At 63.9% G+C, this 15,500-nt stretch carries 11 protein-coding genes and 1 pseudogene; 7 read left to right on the plus strand and 5 right to left on the minus strand.

Annotated elements, in window-relative coordinates; all coding sequences use genetic code 11:
- Positions 1–176 precede the first annotated feature (176 nt).
- Complete coding sequence (locus CCR95_RS25570; RefSeq protein ID WP_242523383.1) at positions 177–839, plus strand: hypothetical protein; 663 nt, start codon at positions 177–179, stop codon at positions 837–839.
- A gap of 65 nt (positions 840–904) precedes the next feature.
- Here the strand turns inward: CCR95_RS25570 and CCR95_RS20310 are convergent, their stop codons facing one another.
- Entirely contained in the window at positions 905–1,954 is a 1,050-nt protein-coding gene (locus CCR95_RS20310) for a GGDEF domain-containing protein (RefSeq protein ID WP_201097880.1), read from the minus strand.
- Between the two features lie 21 nt (positions 1,955–1,975).
- Positions 1,976–2,536 (minus strand): carboxymuconolactone decarboxylase family protein, encoded by a 561-nt coding sequence (locus tag CCR95_RS20315; protein WP_201097885.1) that lies wholly within the window; start codon positions 2,534–2,536, stop codon positions 1,976–1,978.
- A 228-nt stretch (positions 2,537–2,764) separates the two neighbouring features.
- Here CCR95_RS20315 and CCR95_RS20320 point away from each other — a divergent pair, with 228 nt between their 5' ends.
- The 5 genes from CCR95_RS20320 (at position 2,765) to CCR95_RS20340 (ending at position 4,759) form a co-directional block, all read left to right on the plus strand.
- Entirely contained in the window at positions 2,765–3,091 is a 327-nt protein-coding gene (locus CCR95_RS20320) for a type II toxin-antitoxin system RelE/ParE family toxin (protein WP_242523384.1), read from the plus strand.
- Positions 3,078–3,473: a helix-turn-helix domain-containing protein gene (locus CCR95_RS20325; protein ID WP_201097887.1), complete on the plus strand. Its 396-nt coding sequence runs from the start codon at positions 3,078–3,080 to the stop codon at positions 3,471–3,473. The genes CCR95_RS20320 and CCR95_RS20325 overlap by 14 nt, the downstream gene beginning before the upstream one ends.
- Before the next feature lie 164 nt (positions 3,474–3,637).
- Positions 3,638–4,111, plus strand: a complete 474-nt coding sequence (locus CCR95_RS20330) for a hypothetical protein (protein ID WP_201097889.1) — start codon at positions 3,638–3,640, stop codon at positions 4,109–4,111.
- Between the two features lie 55 nt (positions 4,112–4,166).
- Positions 4,167–4,394, plus strand: a complete 228-nt coding sequence (locus CCR95_RS20335) for a DUF433 domain-containing protein (protein WP_201097891.1) — start codon at positions 4,167–4,169, stop codon at positions 4,392–4,394.
- Positions 4,394–4,759, plus strand: a complete 366-nt coding sequence (locus CCR95_RS20340) for a DUF5615 family PIN-like protein (protein ID WP_201097893.1) — start codon at positions 4,394–4,396, stop codon at positions 4,757–4,759. The genes CCR95_RS20335 and CCR95_RS20340 overlap by 1 nt, the downstream gene beginning before the upstream one ends.
- 51 nt (positions 4,760–4,810) lie before the next feature.
- On the opposite strand, the gene CCR95_RS20345 is transcribed toward CCR95_RS20340, so the two are convergent.
- Positions 4,811–8,206 (minus strand): transglutaminase family protein, encoded by a 3,396-nt coding sequence (locus CCR95_RS20345; RefSeq protein ID WP_201097896.1) that lies wholly within the window; start codon positions 8,204–8,206, stop codon positions 4,811–4,813.
- 165 nt (positions 8,207–8,371) lie between these two features.
- Between CCR95_RS20345 and CCR95_RS25575 the strand changes: the two are divergent.
- Positions 8,372–8,488: pseudogene (locus tag CCR95_RS25575) on the plus strand (IS5/IS1182 family transposase); the annotation flags it as partial.
- Positions 8,489–8,982: 494 nt separating this feature from the next.
- On the opposite strand, the gene uvrA reads toward CCR95_RS25575, so the two are convergent.
- Both uvrA and CCR95_RS20355 read right to left on the minus strand, forming a co-directional pair.
- On the minus strand, positions 8,983–14,526 hold the full coding sequence (gene uvrA, locus CCR95_RS20350) for an excinuclease ABC subunit UvrA (RefSeq protein ID WP_201097898.1): 5,544 nt from the start codon (positions 14,524–14,526) through the stop codon (positions 8,983–8,985).
- A 226-nt stretch (positions 14,527–14,752) separates the two neighbouring features.
- Positions 14,753–15,316, minus strand: coding sequence for a Spy/CpxP family protein refolding chaperone (locus CCR95_RS20355; protein WP_201097900.1), 564 nt, complete (start codon positions 15,314–15,316; stop codon positions 14,753–14,755).
- Positions 15,317–15,500: the final 184 nt, after the last annotated feature.

The following is a 15,500-nucleotide window of genomic DNA, read 5'->3' on the forward strand; positions in this document are numbered from 1 at the left end:
GGAAGGGTTGGGCTAATCGGAGCATGGCGGTCCGTTGTGACGGGTGGACGCGTCGTTTTGCTTGCCGCCAAGTCTAGATTGGCCTAATTTGACCGCATTAGACCACCATACAAACAACAAGACCTAGCCCCCAACTCCCTGCCAAGAGCCCAGGCCGCAACCGGCCGCGAACCGGAATGACCATCGGTACGAACGCAATCGAATTTCAGGCCGTTGCCCACGACGGCGCTCTCGATATTCCGGCGGAACATCGCTGCCGACTGGACGGCAAGACGGTGCGCGTCGTCCTGGTAGATGCCGAATCCCAGGACGCCGGCGGCAACGAGACCCTGTTTGCGCGCCTGCGCCGGGTGCGTATCCAGGGGCCGACGGATCTCTCTACCAACCACGACGCCTACATCGTCGGCGAGCGGGATCTCCGCGACGCTTCGGAAGCGACCGTGGTGAGCCTGACGCCCGAGTTGTTCGAGTCGGCGTTCGACCTCTATCGGCGCCATGCCGATAAGCAGTGGGGACTGGTCGATTGCGTCTCCTTTGTCGTCATGCGCCGCGCCACGAAAAACGCCCCCGGTTTGGCGGGAGCGTTTTCATCAGACGTTGGAGCCGTGAACGATGGGTTTCACGGCCAATCGGCGTCCATGCCAGTCATCCGCTTAATCCCTTGGCCGCTCTCCCCATCGATCTCGCTGACCCCGGCTTTCCACAGCGGCTACCCATTCGTTGTCGTGATCGTGTTCGATTTCGACAACGGGGATAGCTCCGTCGCATCGCGTACCGTTTCGCCGAGGCACAAAAAAACCGCCGCGTGCCATGGGAGACCTGAACCCGACTTTTTTTGAAAGCGATGCGCCGTTCGGCGCGGACTCAGCCGATCGTATTGCGCCGATCATCGAAGGTTGCCCGCTCATCCAAGCGTGACCCGGTTACGTCCGGCCCCTTTTGACCGGTAGAGTGCGTCGTCGGCGCGCTTGATCAACACCTCAAGCCTGGGATGCTCATACCCCGTCGTGCTGGCCGTTCCCAGACTGACGGTCACGCTGAGCGCGTGGTGCGCATCCGGGCCAATCGGGATCGGGGTTTCGGCGACGGTTCGACGAAAGCGCTCAGCCGCCTTCTCAACGTCTTCCGTGCCGCACGGAGATAGCACGAACAGAAACTCCTCTCCGCCGTAGCGTCCCAGGCTGTCCCCGGAGAAGGCCTGCGCGCGCAGCCGGCGCGAGACCTCGCGCAGCACCTGATCACCGGCGAGGTGACCATGATTGTCGTTGATGGTCTTGAAGAAATCGATGTCGGCAATAATGATGCTCAGCGGTTCCCCGCAAGCGATCGTATGAGCGAGCTGCTGTTCGAGTTGCTCGATGATGGCGCCTCGATTCAGCAACCCGGTCAGAGCGTCGCGGGTCGCCTTGTCGACAAGGGCGTTCATGATTTGTCGGCGCAGTTCGATGCCAGACAGACGATCAGTCAAATGGTTGCCGAAGAGCCGAATGTACTTGATGTCCAAGTCGTTGAACGACGCGTGGCGCGCGGCGACGCTCAGAAGCCCGGTGCAATACCCCGAACGGACAAAGGGCAGTACCTGGATCTCGGTGATGGCCTTGCCCGTCAGATGCTCCGGGGGAACCGGCGGCTCGAACAGCTCCGCCGGCCGGATAAGACGTGGCTTCTGTTGGGAGAAGTGCCAGGCGTCCCAGGCGTCGAGCGTCAAGACGCTTGCAAGGTGCGCCTCCCCGCGATAGCCGTCGACGACCTCGAAGCCCTCCTCCTTGGGCAGCACGAGGCGCCAGCAGGTGGCATTGGCGAAATACTTCCAATGCCGTGCGACCCGTCGCGCGATCTCCTCGACATTTTCGGTCTGCTGGATATCGTCGAGCAGCTTGAATACGGCTTCGTACCGCACCAGTTGCTGCGCGGTGCGCTCCTGCCAGGATGATGACGTCAAATCCTTGTCCATGATCCGGCTTCGAAATGAACGTCAGAGAACAGCCCGATAGTTTGGATCCAGATCCAACTTCAAAGCGCTGGTGTAAACGTTGAACATGGACGCCAGATCGATGACCGCGATGATTTCGCAGATCTCCTCCCGACTGAAGCCTTCATCCATCAGCATTTCAAAATCTTCGTCCGTCACCTGGTTGGCGTCGGCGACGATTTTTTCCGCAAAGGCGACGACATGCTCATAGTAGGGTGGCAGGATGCGGTCCGCGCCCGCCGTCGCGAATGTATGGAGTTTATCGAAGGTCAACGCATGGTCGAGACCGAGAACATTTTGCGCGTGGCAGGCCGAGCAGTAGCGCGCGCCATGCTTGACCGAGACCACGAAGACGATCATCTCTTTGAGCGGCAAGGGCAGGCTGCCACTGAACAGCGTTCCCTTCGCCCGCTCCCAATAGGCTCGGGCGAGAGGCGCGCTGTGCCCGAGGCTCTGCATCCAAACGGGGACCGAGATCTCACCGGTCGTGCGCATGAAGTCATCATAGACCTGCCGTGTCTCGGGAGAAGCGTCGTTGTAGTCGGTCAGGATGTAGCGTTGCATGGCATGATGGCTCCCTGCGTGATGAAATCGGGAATACCTCGCGATCTTACCGCTCCTCGGTTCCTCTGACGACGGGTAGATAAAGTCTTGCCTTGCCACATATCAGTTTTATGTAGACAATTTGTCTATCGATATTGACAGATGAGATTGACGCCAATTGGGAGCAGTCGCTTCATCTTGCGCGTGAGATGCGCGTTTTGCTTATGTACGCGTGATGCGTATAATTTGATGATGCGCTACCAATTCATCGAATCTCCGCTCTTCTCCGCGCTCCTGCCCGATTACCTGACGGACGAGGAATACACAGGGCTTCAGGAGTATCTGTGCGAGCACCCGGAGGCAGGCGACGTGGTGCGCGGCTCAGGCGGAGTGCGCAAGGTGCGTTGGAGCCGCGCCGAGAGCGGAAAGTCCGGCGGCGTGCGGGTGTGCTACTACAAACGCACCTTCGCCGGGCAAATGCTGATGCTGGTGATCTATGCCAAGAGCGCCCGGGATTCGATTCCTGGTCATGTGCTTAAGGCGCTACGTGAGGAGATGGAAGATGCCCAAGACTGAAAATGAACTGCTTGCCCGCGACGCGGAGCGCGACATTGGTGCTGAACTTCTCCAAGCCGCGCGTGATCTGAGGGCTGGGCGCTGGGCACGTAAGACCGAGTTCGAGGTGCTGAAGAATGGTGCGGTACGGCGCCGTATCGAGCGGGCGGATGGAACGGTGGAAAAGGAGGAAGTTCTCACCGGTCCGCGCTGGGAATTGATGGCGGCTCGTGCCCAATCAGGCTTGTCGCAGATGGAGTTCGCGCGTGCCCTTGGAGTGTCGAAGCGGACGCTGGAAAACTGGGAGCAGGGCCGGGCGCAGCCGACGGGGGCCGCACGGCAGCTTCTGCGGCTTGCGGCCCAGTTTCCAGATACGGTGAGCCGGCTCGCTACAATGCGGTGAGGAAAGCCGGGGTCAGGAAAGCCGGGTAGAGTAGAGAGCAGGTATCCCGCGCCCGTCGATCCGGCCTACCTGTTTCCGCCCCTTTCGTCTGGCGGTGCCTCCTGATTCATTGGACGCTCCGGAAAACGTACTTCGACACTGTCCATCATAGCCCCGACGCGCCCATGGCGGAACACCGCATAAAAAGAGGGGAAAAGGGTCATGTCTCGCGACACTCGTCCGATATCATAACGGGCGGTACGACCTTTCCGGAGTTTGGTGGTCTTGATGCTGAGGACACCCCGGTTCATCTGTCTCGGTCGATGAATGCCGCGCGCCTTGCCGGCGAGATAAACCCGCTCGCCGTCGAACTCGAACCCCTCCTGAACCGCGTCCCAGGCGACCGCCCCGCCGTGATCGTGCATGCGTCGCGCACAGCGAGCAAAGGCCGCCAGGCGAATCTCGTGGTCTCGATCAATCACTGTGTTCCGCTCCCACGCCGCTCACAACCTCAACTCCGCGTGAGAGCCGAGCCGAACGAGTTGCAGAATCTCCCGGTCAATGTCATGCGAGGCAATCGCATTGTTTCGCATCATTCCGTGTCCGATGAAACACTGTTGGCAACGGCCAACCCGATGCGCCTGGATCGCAGTGCTTGAACAGGGCTGGTCGGGCGACTAGCCTTCCGAGCATGAACACCGCCGAGATCCCGTCATGCCTGATTTGAGCCGTATTACTCTCGACCCGGACATTTGCCATGGCAAGCCCTGCATCCGCCATCTGCGCTGGCCGGTGGAGGTAATCCTCGACCTCATTTCCGCCGGCATGGGCTGGGATGAGATTCTGGCCGATCATCCGGAACTGGAGCGTGACGACATCCTGGCCTGTCTGCACTACGCCCGCCTGCTGGTGTCTGGTGAACCTCTGCGTCGCGTGGCCTGATGCGAGTTCTGTGCGATGTTCATCTGCCCTACCGATTGGTGAACCAGCTTCGCGAGCGCGGCATTGACGCCACCCATGTGAACAGGATCCTGGACGGTTCCGCGACGAAGGATGCCGCCGTTGCCGCCTTTGCGGATGCCAACGGGATGATCCTGATCACCAAGGACAGCGACTTCCGGGACAGCCATTTCCTCTCCGGGACACCCGTTCGCCTGATCCGGGTCACCCTGGGCAACCTCTCGAATAACGCCCTGCTCGCGTTCTTCGATGAACATTGGGACACCCTGGTTCAGGTACTCGTCGACAGCCCACGCGATGTCGAGCTGGGCAGTGCGGGGATCACTGTTTTCGAGACCTCTGCTTAACCCCGCTGCACGAATCCGTTATACAGGATCGGCTACCGCCCGCTCATCAACTCAGCACCCCGGCCGATACCTTAGATCCAGCGTATAGGGATGCTCGCCAGCCGGCTCCTCGGGCGGCGGGTCGATCACCCCTGGCGTATGCCCCATCAGCCGGAAGCGGGCGATGCGTCGGCTCTCGGCTTCATAGCTGTTGACCGGGAAGTTACTTTCGCTGCGTCCGCCGGGATGGGCGACATAGTAGGTGCAGCCGCCCAGGCTGCGCCGGTTCCAGAGATCGACGATCTCGAAGACTAGCGGGCTGTGCGCCGGGATCGTTGGGTGCAGACCCGACGGCGGACTCCACGCCTTGAAGCGGATGCCGGCGACGAATTCGGCCTTGCGTCCGGTCGGGCGCAGCGGGACGCGCCGACCGTTGCAGACCAGGACATGGCGGTCGCCGACCATGCCGTTGACCTTGACCTGCATGCGTTCCACCGAGCTGTCGACGAAGCGCGAGGTGCCTTGCGCGGTGACTTCCTCGCCCAGCACATGCCAGGGTTCGATGGCGGCGCGCAGTTCCATGTTGATGCCGTTCTCGGTGACGAGATCGCCGTAGTGCGGAAAGCGGAACTCGAAAAAGGGATCGAACCAGGCGGCGTCGATCGGATAACCGGCGCGGCGCATGTCGCAGATCACGTCCTCGAAATCCTGCCGCGCGAAATGGGGCAGGAGGAAGCGATCATGCAACTCGGTGCCCCAGCGGATGGGCTTGCGGGCGTAGGGTTCCTTCCAGAAACGAGCGACCAGGGTGCGCAGCAGCAGCAACTGCGCCAAGCTCATCTGGTAGTGCGGCGGCATCTCGAAACCACGGAATTCCACCAGACCCTGGCGGCCCGCCGAGGAGTCGGGCGAGTAGAGCTTGTCGATGCAGAACTCGGTGCGGTGGGTGTTGCCGGTGACGTCGGTTAGCAGATTGCGCAGCACCCGATCGACGATCCATGGCTGGGGGATCTCGCCGGTCGGCATCTGCTGGAAGGCGATGTCCAGTTCATAGAGCCGGTCGTCGCGCGCCTCGTCGACCCGTGGGGCCTGACTGGTGGGGCCGATGAACATGCCGGAGAAGAGATAGGACAGGCTCGGGTGATGCTGCCAGTAGGCGATCAGGCTCTGCACCAGATCGGGCTTGCGCAGCAGCGGGCTGTCCGCCGGGGTTGGGCCGCCGAGCGTGACATGGTTGCCGCCGCCGGTGCCGGTGTGACGCCCGTCGAGCATGAACTTCTCGGTGCCGAGCCGGGCGAGCCGCGCCTCCTCGTAGAGGATGGCGGTGTCGCGCACCATGTCGTCCCAGCGTTCGGCCGGATGAATGTTGACCTCGATGACGCCGGGGTCCGGGGTGACCGCGAGCTTCTGCAAGCGGAAATCCTTCGGCGGCTCATAGCCCTCGATGATGATCGGCAGCTTGAGTTCGGCGGCCGTGTCCTCGATGCACATCACCAGATCCAGCCAGTGCTCCAGATGGGTCAGCGGTGGCATGAAGCAGTAGAGCCGGCCCTCGCGCGGCTCGATGCAGAGCGCGGTGCGGATCAGATCGGGATGCAGGTCATCGGGCAGCGCGATCTGCTGGCGCACGTCTTGATGCGCGTGATCGGCGGGCGCGAGCCGTCCGTAGCGCGCGGCCAGATCGCGCGGCTGCACGCCCTGTTCGCGGATGGTTTGGGGCGCCTGGGCCGGTTCGACCAGCCGGCTGTAGCGGCGGGCGACCTCGTCGAAGGGCGAGCGCAGCGGCGCGACCGGCTCGAAGGGGTTGCGTTCGGGCACCCGGTCCAGTTTGCTGTCCGGGACATAGGGCAGCGCATCCAGCGGGAGCCGGAAGCCCATCGGCGAATCGCCGGGGATCAGGAAAAGGTTGCCGTCACGGAAGGTCCAGCGCCCGCTCTTCCAGCCCCCATCGATTCCGAAGCCCCACCAGCGCAAGGGCAGAATGTAACCGGTGACTTTGTCGAGTCCCTCGCTGAACAGTCGGGCGATGCGCTTGCGTTCGTTGGGATCCTTGAGCTTGTTGTCGAGCGGATCGACGTTGACCGGCAGCCGCGCCTCCTTCCAGAGGTAGTACCAGACATCCTCGTGGGCCGGGGAGGCATGTTCGGGCTCGACGCCCAGATGGCGGGCGAGGGTGTGGATGAAGCGCTCGGCCTCGGCTGGGCCGTGACCGTAGCTGGTGCTCTCCAGCCCGAACAGATCGGGGTCGTGCCACACCGGCTCGCCATCCTTGCGCCAGTAGCAGGAGAGCGCCCAGCGCGGCAGTTGCTCGCCTGGATACCATTTGCCCTGACCGATGTGCAGCAGTCCGCCGGGCGCGAAACGCTTCTTCAGCCGGCGCATCAAATCCTCGGCCAGCGGCTTCTTGGTCGGCCCCAGCGCGTCGATATTCCACTCGGCGCCGTCCATGTCGTCGATGGAGACGAAGGTGGGTTCGCCACCCATGGTCAGGCGCACGTCGTTGGCCTTCAACTCGGCGTCGACCTGATGGCCGAGCGACTCGATCGACTCCCATTGTTCGGGCGTGTAGGGTTTGGTGACGCGCGGATCCTCGTGGATGCGCGCGATCTCGTTATGGAAATAGAACTCCACCTCGCATTCGTCGGTCGCGCCGGTGATGGGCGCTGCGCTGCGCGGGGCGGGCGAGCAGGCGAGCGGGATATGACCCTCGCTGGCGAACAGCCCGGAAGTGGGGTCGAGCCCGATCCAGCCGGCGCCCGGCACATAGACCTCGGCCCAGGCGTGCAGGTCGGTGAAATCCGCCTCGGGGCCGGACGGACCGTCGAGCGATTTCACGTCCGCCGTCAACTGCACCAGATAGCCGGAGACGAAGCGCGCCGCCAGTCCAAGATGGCGCAGGATCTGCACCAAAAGCCAGCCGGTGTCGCGACAGGAGCCCTTGCCGGTGCCCAGGGTCTGCTCGCAGGTCTGCACGCCCGGCTCCAGGCGGATGACATAGCCGATATCCTGCTGGAGCCGCTGATTGAGGTCGACCAGGAAATAGACGGTCTCGCGCTTGGTGCGGTCGACATCCTTGAGCCAATCTTTCAGCAGCGGGCCGTCCTCGGTGATCTCCAGATAGGGCGCCAGTTCCTTGCGCAGCTCGGGGTCGTACTCGAAGGGATAATAAAACGCGTAATCTTCCAGAAAGAAATCAAAGGGATTGATGGTGATCATCTCGGCGATCACATCGACCTCGACCGAGAGCTTGCGAGTTTTTTCCGGGAAGACCAAGCGGGCCAGATAGTTGCCGTAGGCGTCCTGCTGCCAGTTGATGAAGTGCTCCGCCGGTTCGACCTTGAGCGAATAGGAGCGGATCGCCGTACGGCAATGCGGCGCGGGGCGCAGACGCACGACATGGGGCGAGAGGTTGACCGAGCGATCGAAGTGATATTCGGTCTTGTGATTCAGGGCAACCAAAATCGACATCTGGGGTGAATTCCTTGGCTTGAGTTGGGGGAGATAAGCAAAAAAAGTGCCGCGGCTGTGGCGAGGGTTGGAAGCAGGCGGCGCTTGGGATCTTAAAGAAGCTGTTTGGAAATTCGCAGGAAAATTAGTACATTGATTTTATAAAGAAAACGATCTTCGTGAGCAAAAAGCCGCCGGAAACGCGATCCGAGTCATCTAAGCGACGGGGCTTGGAACGCCATCAAGCCCCTGTTGCCCGAATCGCCAGTTGGCCGACCGCAGACCCTGAGCCTCAAGGAAATCCGCTGGTTCGTCTTGCCGCACCGGCGCTGGGTGGTCGTTTTTCCTGGCTCAACCTCTTTCGGCGTCTCAGCAAGGATGACGAATGCCTGTCGCCGACCAAGCGAAACCTGGATTGATCTGGCGACGATCAAGCTGATGGTCAACCAACGGTCTTGAAACGGGGGGCCAAACAGCTTCTTAAAGATCCCACAAAAGCCCGCGCATGTCTCCTCTCCCTGTGGCCGCTATCTCAATTTAAGCCCTATTCACTATCGGTGGATAGTGCCGTCCAGTTCATTCAGCATAACGGTACCTGATGGGCAAGTTTTTTCAGCCAAACCAATGTTTGCCGAAAGATGGCGCACACGGTTCTACCGCGGCTTGCTGAAAGATCCACTGATGCCGATGAATCGCCTTCAATTCCAACCCGGATTGTTTCTGCCCAGGTTTCATGAGCAGTATGGCACCGAAGATCCGTGCGAGGTCGAACGGGTACGGTGGCCCGAGGGGTTTCGCTACCCCAGGTGCCCGCGTAAGGCACCTGCGGTCGGTGCGTCGCCGGAGGCGGCGACCTGTTCCGGCGTACCCTGCGCGACGATCCGCCCGCCCGCGTCCCCGCCTTCCGGTCCCAGATCGAGAATCCAGTCGGCCGCCGCGATCAGGTCCAGGTTATGTTCGATGACCAGGACCGAATGTCCGGCGTCGACGAGGCGTTGCAGGACGCCGATCAGGCGCTCGACATCCGCCATGTGCAGGCCGACCGTGGGCTCGTCGAGGACGTAGAGGGTCGGGCGGCTGGCGCGGCCATCGGCGCTCGGGCGCGCCTTGGCGAGTTCGGTGACCAGCTTGATGCGCTGGGCCTCGCCGCCCGAGAGCGTCGGGCTGGGTTGGCCGAGGCGCAGATACCCCAGACCCACGTCCGCGAGCAGCGTCAGCGCGTGATGGATCGCCGGATGCGCGGCGAAGATCCCGATGGCGTCGTCGACACTGAGCGCCAATACCTGCCCGATGTCGAACCCCTTGAAACGCACCTCGCGGGTTTCGCGGTCGAAACGGCTACCGCCGCAGACCTCGCAGGTCATGCGCACGTCCGGCAAAAAGCTCATCTCCAGTTTCTGGATACCCTGACCCTCGCAGGCCGGGCAGCGGCCCTCGGCCGTGTTGAAGGAGAACCGCGCCGGCCCCCAGCCGAGGATGCGCGCCTCCGGGGTGGCCGCGAATAGACGCCGGATGCCATCCCAGAAGCCGACATAGGTGGCGGGACAGGAACGCGGCGTCTTGCCGATCGGGGTCTGGTCGACTTCCAGGAGGCGCGTGAGCCCCTGCCAGCCGGCGAGGCTCCGACAGCCAACCAGATCGCCCTTGCCGGCGTGCCCCGTGGCGGGCGGTTTCGTGGTCAGCAGGTGGCCGAGACTCCCGGCCAGCACCTCGCGCACCAGGGTCGACTTGCCAGAACCGGACACGCCGGTCACGCAGACCAGCCGTCCCAGCGGCAGTCGCGCGTCCAGATCCTGGAGGTTGTGTAATCTTGCCCCCTTGATCGTTAGCCAGTCGGTTCCGCGACCGCTGGGACGCGGCGCACTGACAGCTTGATGGCGACGCCCGAGAAAGCGGCCCGTGACCGAGTTCGGGTTGGCGATCAGTTCCCCGGCGGTGCCTTGCGCGACGATCTCGCCGCCCCGCGTTCCGGCGCCCGGACCCAGGTCGATGACATGGTCGGCGCGCCGGATGGTCTCCTCGTCGTGCTCGACGACCACGACGGTGTTCCCCTTGGCCTGGAGCCGGACGAGGGTATCGAGCAACAGTCGGTTGTCGCGCGGATGCAGCCCGATGGTGGGCTCGTCCAGCACATAACAGACGCCTTGCAGATTGGAGCCGAGTTGGGCCGCGAGCCGGATGCGCTGGGCCTCGCCGCCCGAGAGCGTGGGCGCGGCGCGGTCGAGCGCCAGATAGCCGAGTCCGACCTCGGCGAGAAAGGCGAGCCGGTGGCGGACCTCGCTCAACAGATCGCGGGCGATGGCGGTCTCGCGCGGGTTCAGTTCCAGGCCGTCCAGGACGGCGGCGGTCCGGTCGACGGTCAGGGCCGAGAGTTCGGCGATGGATCGCTCCCGAAAGCGCACCGCCAGCGCCTCGGGATTGAGTCGCGCGCCGTGACAGGCGGGGCAGACGGGCGCGCGCTGGCCCACGGATTCCAGCCATGGACCTTCCTCGCCGGTCTGCTCGCCGTCGAAGCCGGTCAGCGCCAGGCCGGTGCCGAAACAGTCCGGGCACCAGCCGTGCTTGGAGTTGTAGCTAAAGAGACGCGGATCGGGTTCGGGAAAGGCGCGGCCGCAGCCGGGACAGGCACGCGCGGTGGAATAGGGGATTTCGGTGCTCCAGCGCGCCTGTTCGATCTGGACCGCGCGGATCTGTCCCTTGCCCAGATCCAACGCCTGATCGAGCAGGGCGCGAAGGGCCGGTTCGGCGGACGGCGTGACCGTCAGCTCGCCGAGCGGCAGGTCGATGGAGTGCTCGCGGAAGCGGTCGAGCCGGGGCCAATCGGCGGTTCCGACGGGTGCGCCGTCCACGCGTAGAAGCGGCCAGCCCTTGCCGGCGGCCCAGGCGGCGAGTTCGTTGTAGAGTCCCTTGCGGGCGATGACCATGGGGGCCATGAGGCTGATCCGTTGACCGGCGTGATCGCGCAGCAGTCGCGCCAGGATGACGTCGCGCGTCATCGGCTCGATGGGGATGGCACAGTCTGGGCAGTGCTGGACGCCGAGCTTGACGTACAGCAGACGCAGCGAATGGTGGATCTCGGTCAGTGTGCCGACGGTGCTCTTGGCCCCGCCCCGGCTGGTGCGCTGCTCGATGGCGATGGTGGGCGGGATGCCGTGGACGGCGTCGACATCGGCGCGGGCGGCAGGTTGCACGAACTGGCGGGCATAGGCGTTCAGCGACTCCAGATAACGCCGCTGACCCTCGGCAAAGAGGATATCGAAGGCCAGTGTACTCTTGCCGCTGCCGGAGACGCCGGTGATGACGGTGAGTTTGTCGCGGGGAATCGAGAGTGTCAGATCCTTCAGGTTGTGCTCGCGGGCGTGCAGGATGGAAATCGAGTGATGCGTGTCGCGTGGCGAGCGAGGCGCGGGTGTCGGCTGGTGAATCCGGTACGCGGTGGCGGGCGCTTCGGTGATGAGCGCGCGACGATGGCCTTGCAGTGCGCGTCCGGTATGGCTGGCCGGGTGGTCGGCAACCTGCTCCGGCGTTCCGCAACAGAGAATCTCGCCGCCTTCGTCGCCACCCTCCGGCCCCAGGTCGATCAGCCAGTCGGCGGCGGCGATCACGTCCAAATTGTGCTCGATGACCAGCAGCGAATGACCCTGTTCGATCAGATGGCGGAAGGCATCGAGCAACACGGCGATATCGGCGAAGTGCAGCCCGGTCGTGGGCTCGTCGAGCAGAAACAGCAGTCCGCCGTCGCGCGCACGGCGGCGCCCCGACTTGGCCAGATAACCGGCGAGCTTGAGCCGTTGCGCCTCGCCGCCGGAGAGCGTCGGCACCGGCTGGCAGAGTCGCAGATAGCCCAGACCGACCGCTTGCAGCGGCTCCAGCGCGCGTTGCAGATCGCGGTCAGCGGCGAAGAAGGCGAGCGCCTCGGTGGCGGTCATCTCCAGCACATCGGCGATGGAGCGGGCGGGCGCGTCGGCGTCCGATCCCATGATGGCGACCTCCAGCACCTCGGCGCGATACCGCCGTCCGTTGCAGTCCGGGCAGCGCAGATAGACATCGGCCAGAAACTGCATCTCCAGATGCTCGAAGCCGTTGCCGCCGCAGGTTGGACAGCGTCCATTGCCGCTGTTGAAGCTGAAGGTGCCGGCGGTGTAGCCGCGTTCCTTGGCCAGCGGCACGCCCGCGAAGCGTTTGCGCAGCACGTCGAGCGCGCCCACATAGCTGGCCGGATTGGAGCGCGAGGTGCGCCCGATGCTGGACTGGTCGAGCAGCAGGACATCGGCGATGGCCTCGTCGCCCTCGATGCCGTCATGCTCGCCCGGGGCGCCCTCCGGGTGTCCCTTGCGCTGGCAAAGCGCGGGGTAGAGCGCGTCCTGCACCAGGGTCGATTTGCCCGAGCCCGAGACGCCGGTCACCACCACCAGCCGGTGGAGCGGAATCCCGACATCGATTCCCTTGAGGTTGTGCGCGCGGGCATGGCGGACACGAATCCAGGCGCTGTCCGCCGTGGGAATGTCGGGCGCGCGGGGCGGGGCGACCCGACGGCGACCGGCGAGATAGTCGCCGGTGAGCGAGTCGGGCGCGGCCAGCAGTTCCGCCGGCGTTCCCTGGAAAACGATGCGTCCGCCCTGTTCGCCAGGGCCGGGACCGATGTCGATGATCCGGTCGGCGGCTAGCATCACCTGCGAATCATGCTCGACCACCAGCAGCGAGTTTCCGCGATTGCGCAGTTGGCGCAGGATGTTCGTGATTCGGTCCAGGTCGCGCGGATGCAGTCCGATGCTCGGCTCGTCGAGCACGAACAGGGTGTTGACCAGCGCGGTTCCGAGCGCCGTGGTCAGATTGAGACGCTGCACCTCGCCGCCGGAGAGGGTGCGCGACTGGCGGTCCAGGGTCAGATAGCCCAGCCCGACCTCGCGGAGATAACGTAGCCGGGCGCGGATCTCGGTCAGCAGTAGGTCCATCGCCTGATCCATGGCCCCATCGAACGTCAGTTCCTCGAAAAAGGCATGGGCGCGTGCAAGCGGCAGTCGCATCAGGTCGTGGAGGTTGAGACCGGGCAGGGTTTCCCAAACGCCGCGAGGCATGCCGACACGGTCGTGCCGGAAGCGATCCGCCGGGGCCAGTGTCCGGTCCGCCAGCGTTTGATCGCCGAGCCGCCAGTCGAGTGCCTCGTCCTTGAGTCGCGCCCCATGGCAGGCGGAGCAGGTGTCATAGGCGCGATAACGCGAGAGCAGCACCCGCACATGCATCTTGTAACTGCGCCCCTCCAGCCAGTCGAAGAAGCGGCGGATGCCGTACCAGACGCCCGCGTCCCACTCGCCTTCGCCCTCGATCACCCACTCGCGGTCGGCCTCGGTCAGATCCCGCCAGGGCACGTCGGTGGGGATGCCATGCCGATGCGCGAAGCCCATCAACTCTTCCTGGACCTCCGAGTAGTTGTCCGACTGAATCGGCTTGATGGCCCCTTCGATTAGCGACTTAAACGGATCCGGCACCACCAACGACCAGTCGATGCCGATGGTGCGCCCGAAGCCGCGGCAGGCCTCGCAGGCGCCGGCGGGCGAGTTGAAGGAAAACAGATGCGGCGCCGGGTCGCGATAGACGATGTCGCAGTCCGGACAGTGCAGGTCGCCCGAAAAACGCCAGGGCGTGCCGGGTTGCCGGTCCTCATCCAGCGGATAGACCAGGGCGCGGCCATGGCCCTTGGCGAGCGCGGTTTCCAGCGCCTCGATGGCGCGTCCTCGGGAATCCGGCGTGAGTCGCAGGCGGTCCTGGATGACCTCGATAGGGTCCGCGTCCTCGCGCAGCAGTCGCACATAGCCCTGCTGGGCGAGCATCTGTTTGATCGCCTCGGTGCCGAGCGAGGCGGGGACCGGTACTGGGAAGACGACGAGCACAGGTCGCGCATCGCTGTCGGGCATGGCGGTCAGCGCGGTCCAGATATCCTCGGCGGACTCGCGCCGGACCTCGCGTCCGCAGCCATGACAAAACAGCCGGGCGGCGCGCGCGAACAGCAGCTTGAGATGATCGTTCAGCTCCGTCATGGTGCCGACGGTGGAACGCGAGGTGCGCACCGGGTTGGTCTGGTCGATGGCGATGGCCGGCGGGATGCCCTCGATCCGATCCGCCGCCGGACGGTCCATACGGTCCAGAAACTGGCGGGCGTAGGGCGAGAAGGTCTCGACGTAACGGCGCTGGCCTTCCGCGTAAACGGTGTCGAAGGCGAGCGACGACTTACCCGAACCAGAGACGCCCGTCACCACGATCAGCTCGCCGAGCGGCAGATCCAGATTGAGGTTTTTCAGATTGTTCTGGCGCAGACCGCGCAGGCGGATGGAGTTGTTCAAGGTGTTGGCAATCGGTCCGACTGGCTGGCAGTTCTGAGGATGAGATGGGGGATCCAGGAGCAGATTCGCGAACGATCGCTTCGGGAAAATTGAGGGTATCCAGGGTTCCGCCCAACTGAACCAAGTCCGATTAGTTTAGTTGGGCCTGTTGATTTGGACAATGGAGCCTTCGGGCAGAGCGGGTACGCTGCATCCAGGCTACACAGTTCGCGCTCGGACGTCTCCGTCAGAGGCGATCACGATCGGGCTGTTCTTGGGAGTCTCGCCGATCGGCCCCGGAATTGCGCTTCGACCGATCATTGCTGGCCGCGCGCTGCTCATCGGTCAGGACGGACGAAACCCGCTCGCGCACGTCGCTTCGGTTCAAATCCGGATTGGTCCGTTGCTCATCGAAAATGGCCTTGATGCTGGCGACCTGCTCGTCGGTGAGGTCGAGCCGCTCGGTCATGCGTTCCAGACGGCGGTCCAGGCGCGTCTGCATGGCGGCGTCGCGCGTGGCTTTCTGTTCGTCGGTCAGAACCGCGTCGATCTGCTCGCGCAGTGCCTGACGTTGCAGATCGCGTTGCGCGCGCTCGGCCTCCAAGATCTTGCGGATCTCCGCCTGCTGTGCCTCGGTCAGGCCGAGTTGGCCGGTCATGCGTTCGATGCGCGTCTCGACGCCCTGCGCGGGACCGAGGCCCCAGCCATCGTGCGGTCTGGCCTGGGCGGGGCCGATGAACGATGCGCCGATGAGCAGGCCCGTGGCGGCGGCGATGCCCGTGAGTCCGGTGCGGATGCGTGAGTCTTTCATACCGTCATTCCTCTCGATTCGGTTGCGGGATCGGTTGGCGCTTGGCCCTCCCGAGTGCGGCGGAGCGATTGGGCTCCGACGAGAGAGAGAATAGAGGGCGAGGGTGCATCGCTCGTGCAGGGAATGCGCAAGGATCGTGGATATTTGGTCGCGTCCGGACCGCGCACGATACGCCGGACGCGGT

This window comes from Thiocystis minor, from assembly GCF_016653465.1.
GTDB lineage: Bacteria > Pseudomonadota > Gammaproteobacteria > Chromatiales > Chromatiaceae > Chromatium > Chromatium minus.

Excerpts from the sequence above, each read along its gene's own strand:
- CCR95_RS25570 (WP_242523383.1), top strand. The coding sequence starts at position 177 with ATGACCATCGGTACGAACGCAATCGAATTTCAGGCCGTTGCCCACGAC.
- CCR95_RS20310 (WP_201097880.1), bottom strand. The coding sequence starts at position 1,954 with ATGGACAAGGATTTGACGTCATCATCCTGGCAGGAGCGCACCGCGCAG.
- CCR95_RS20315 (WP_201097885.1), bottom strand. The coding sequence starts at position 2,536 with ATGCAACGCTACATCCTGACCGACTACAACGACGCTTCTCCCGAGACA.
- CCR95_RS20320 (WP_242523384.1), top strand. The coding sequence starts at position 2,765 with ATGATGCGCTACCAATTCATCGAATCTCCGCTCTTCTCCGCGCTCCTG.
- CCR95_RS20325 (WP_201097887.1), top strand. The coding sequence starts at position 3,078 with ATGCCCAAGACTGAAAATGAACTGCTTGCCCGCGACGCGGAGCGCGAC.
- CCR95_RS20330 (WP_201097889.1), top strand. The coding sequence starts at position 3,638 with ATGGCGGAACACCGCATAAAAAGAGGGGAAAAGGGTCATGTCTCGCGA.
- CCR95_RS20335 (WP_201097891.1), top strand. The coding sequence starts at position 4,167 with ATGCCTGATTTGAGCCGTATTACTCTCGACCCGGACATTTGCCATGGC.
- CCR95_RS20340 (WP_201097893.1), top strand. The coding sequence starts at position 4,394 with ATGCGAGTTCTGTGCGATGTTCATCTGCCCTACCGATTGGTGAACCAG.
- CCR95_RS20345 (WP_201097896.1), bottom strand. The coding sequence starts at position 8,206 with ATGTCGATTTTGGTTGCCCTGAATCACAAGACCGAATATCACTTCGAT.
- CCR95_RS20355 (WP_201097900.1), bottom strand. The coding sequence starts at position 15,316 with ATGAAAGACTCACGCATCCGCACCGGACTCACGGGCATCGCCGCCGCC.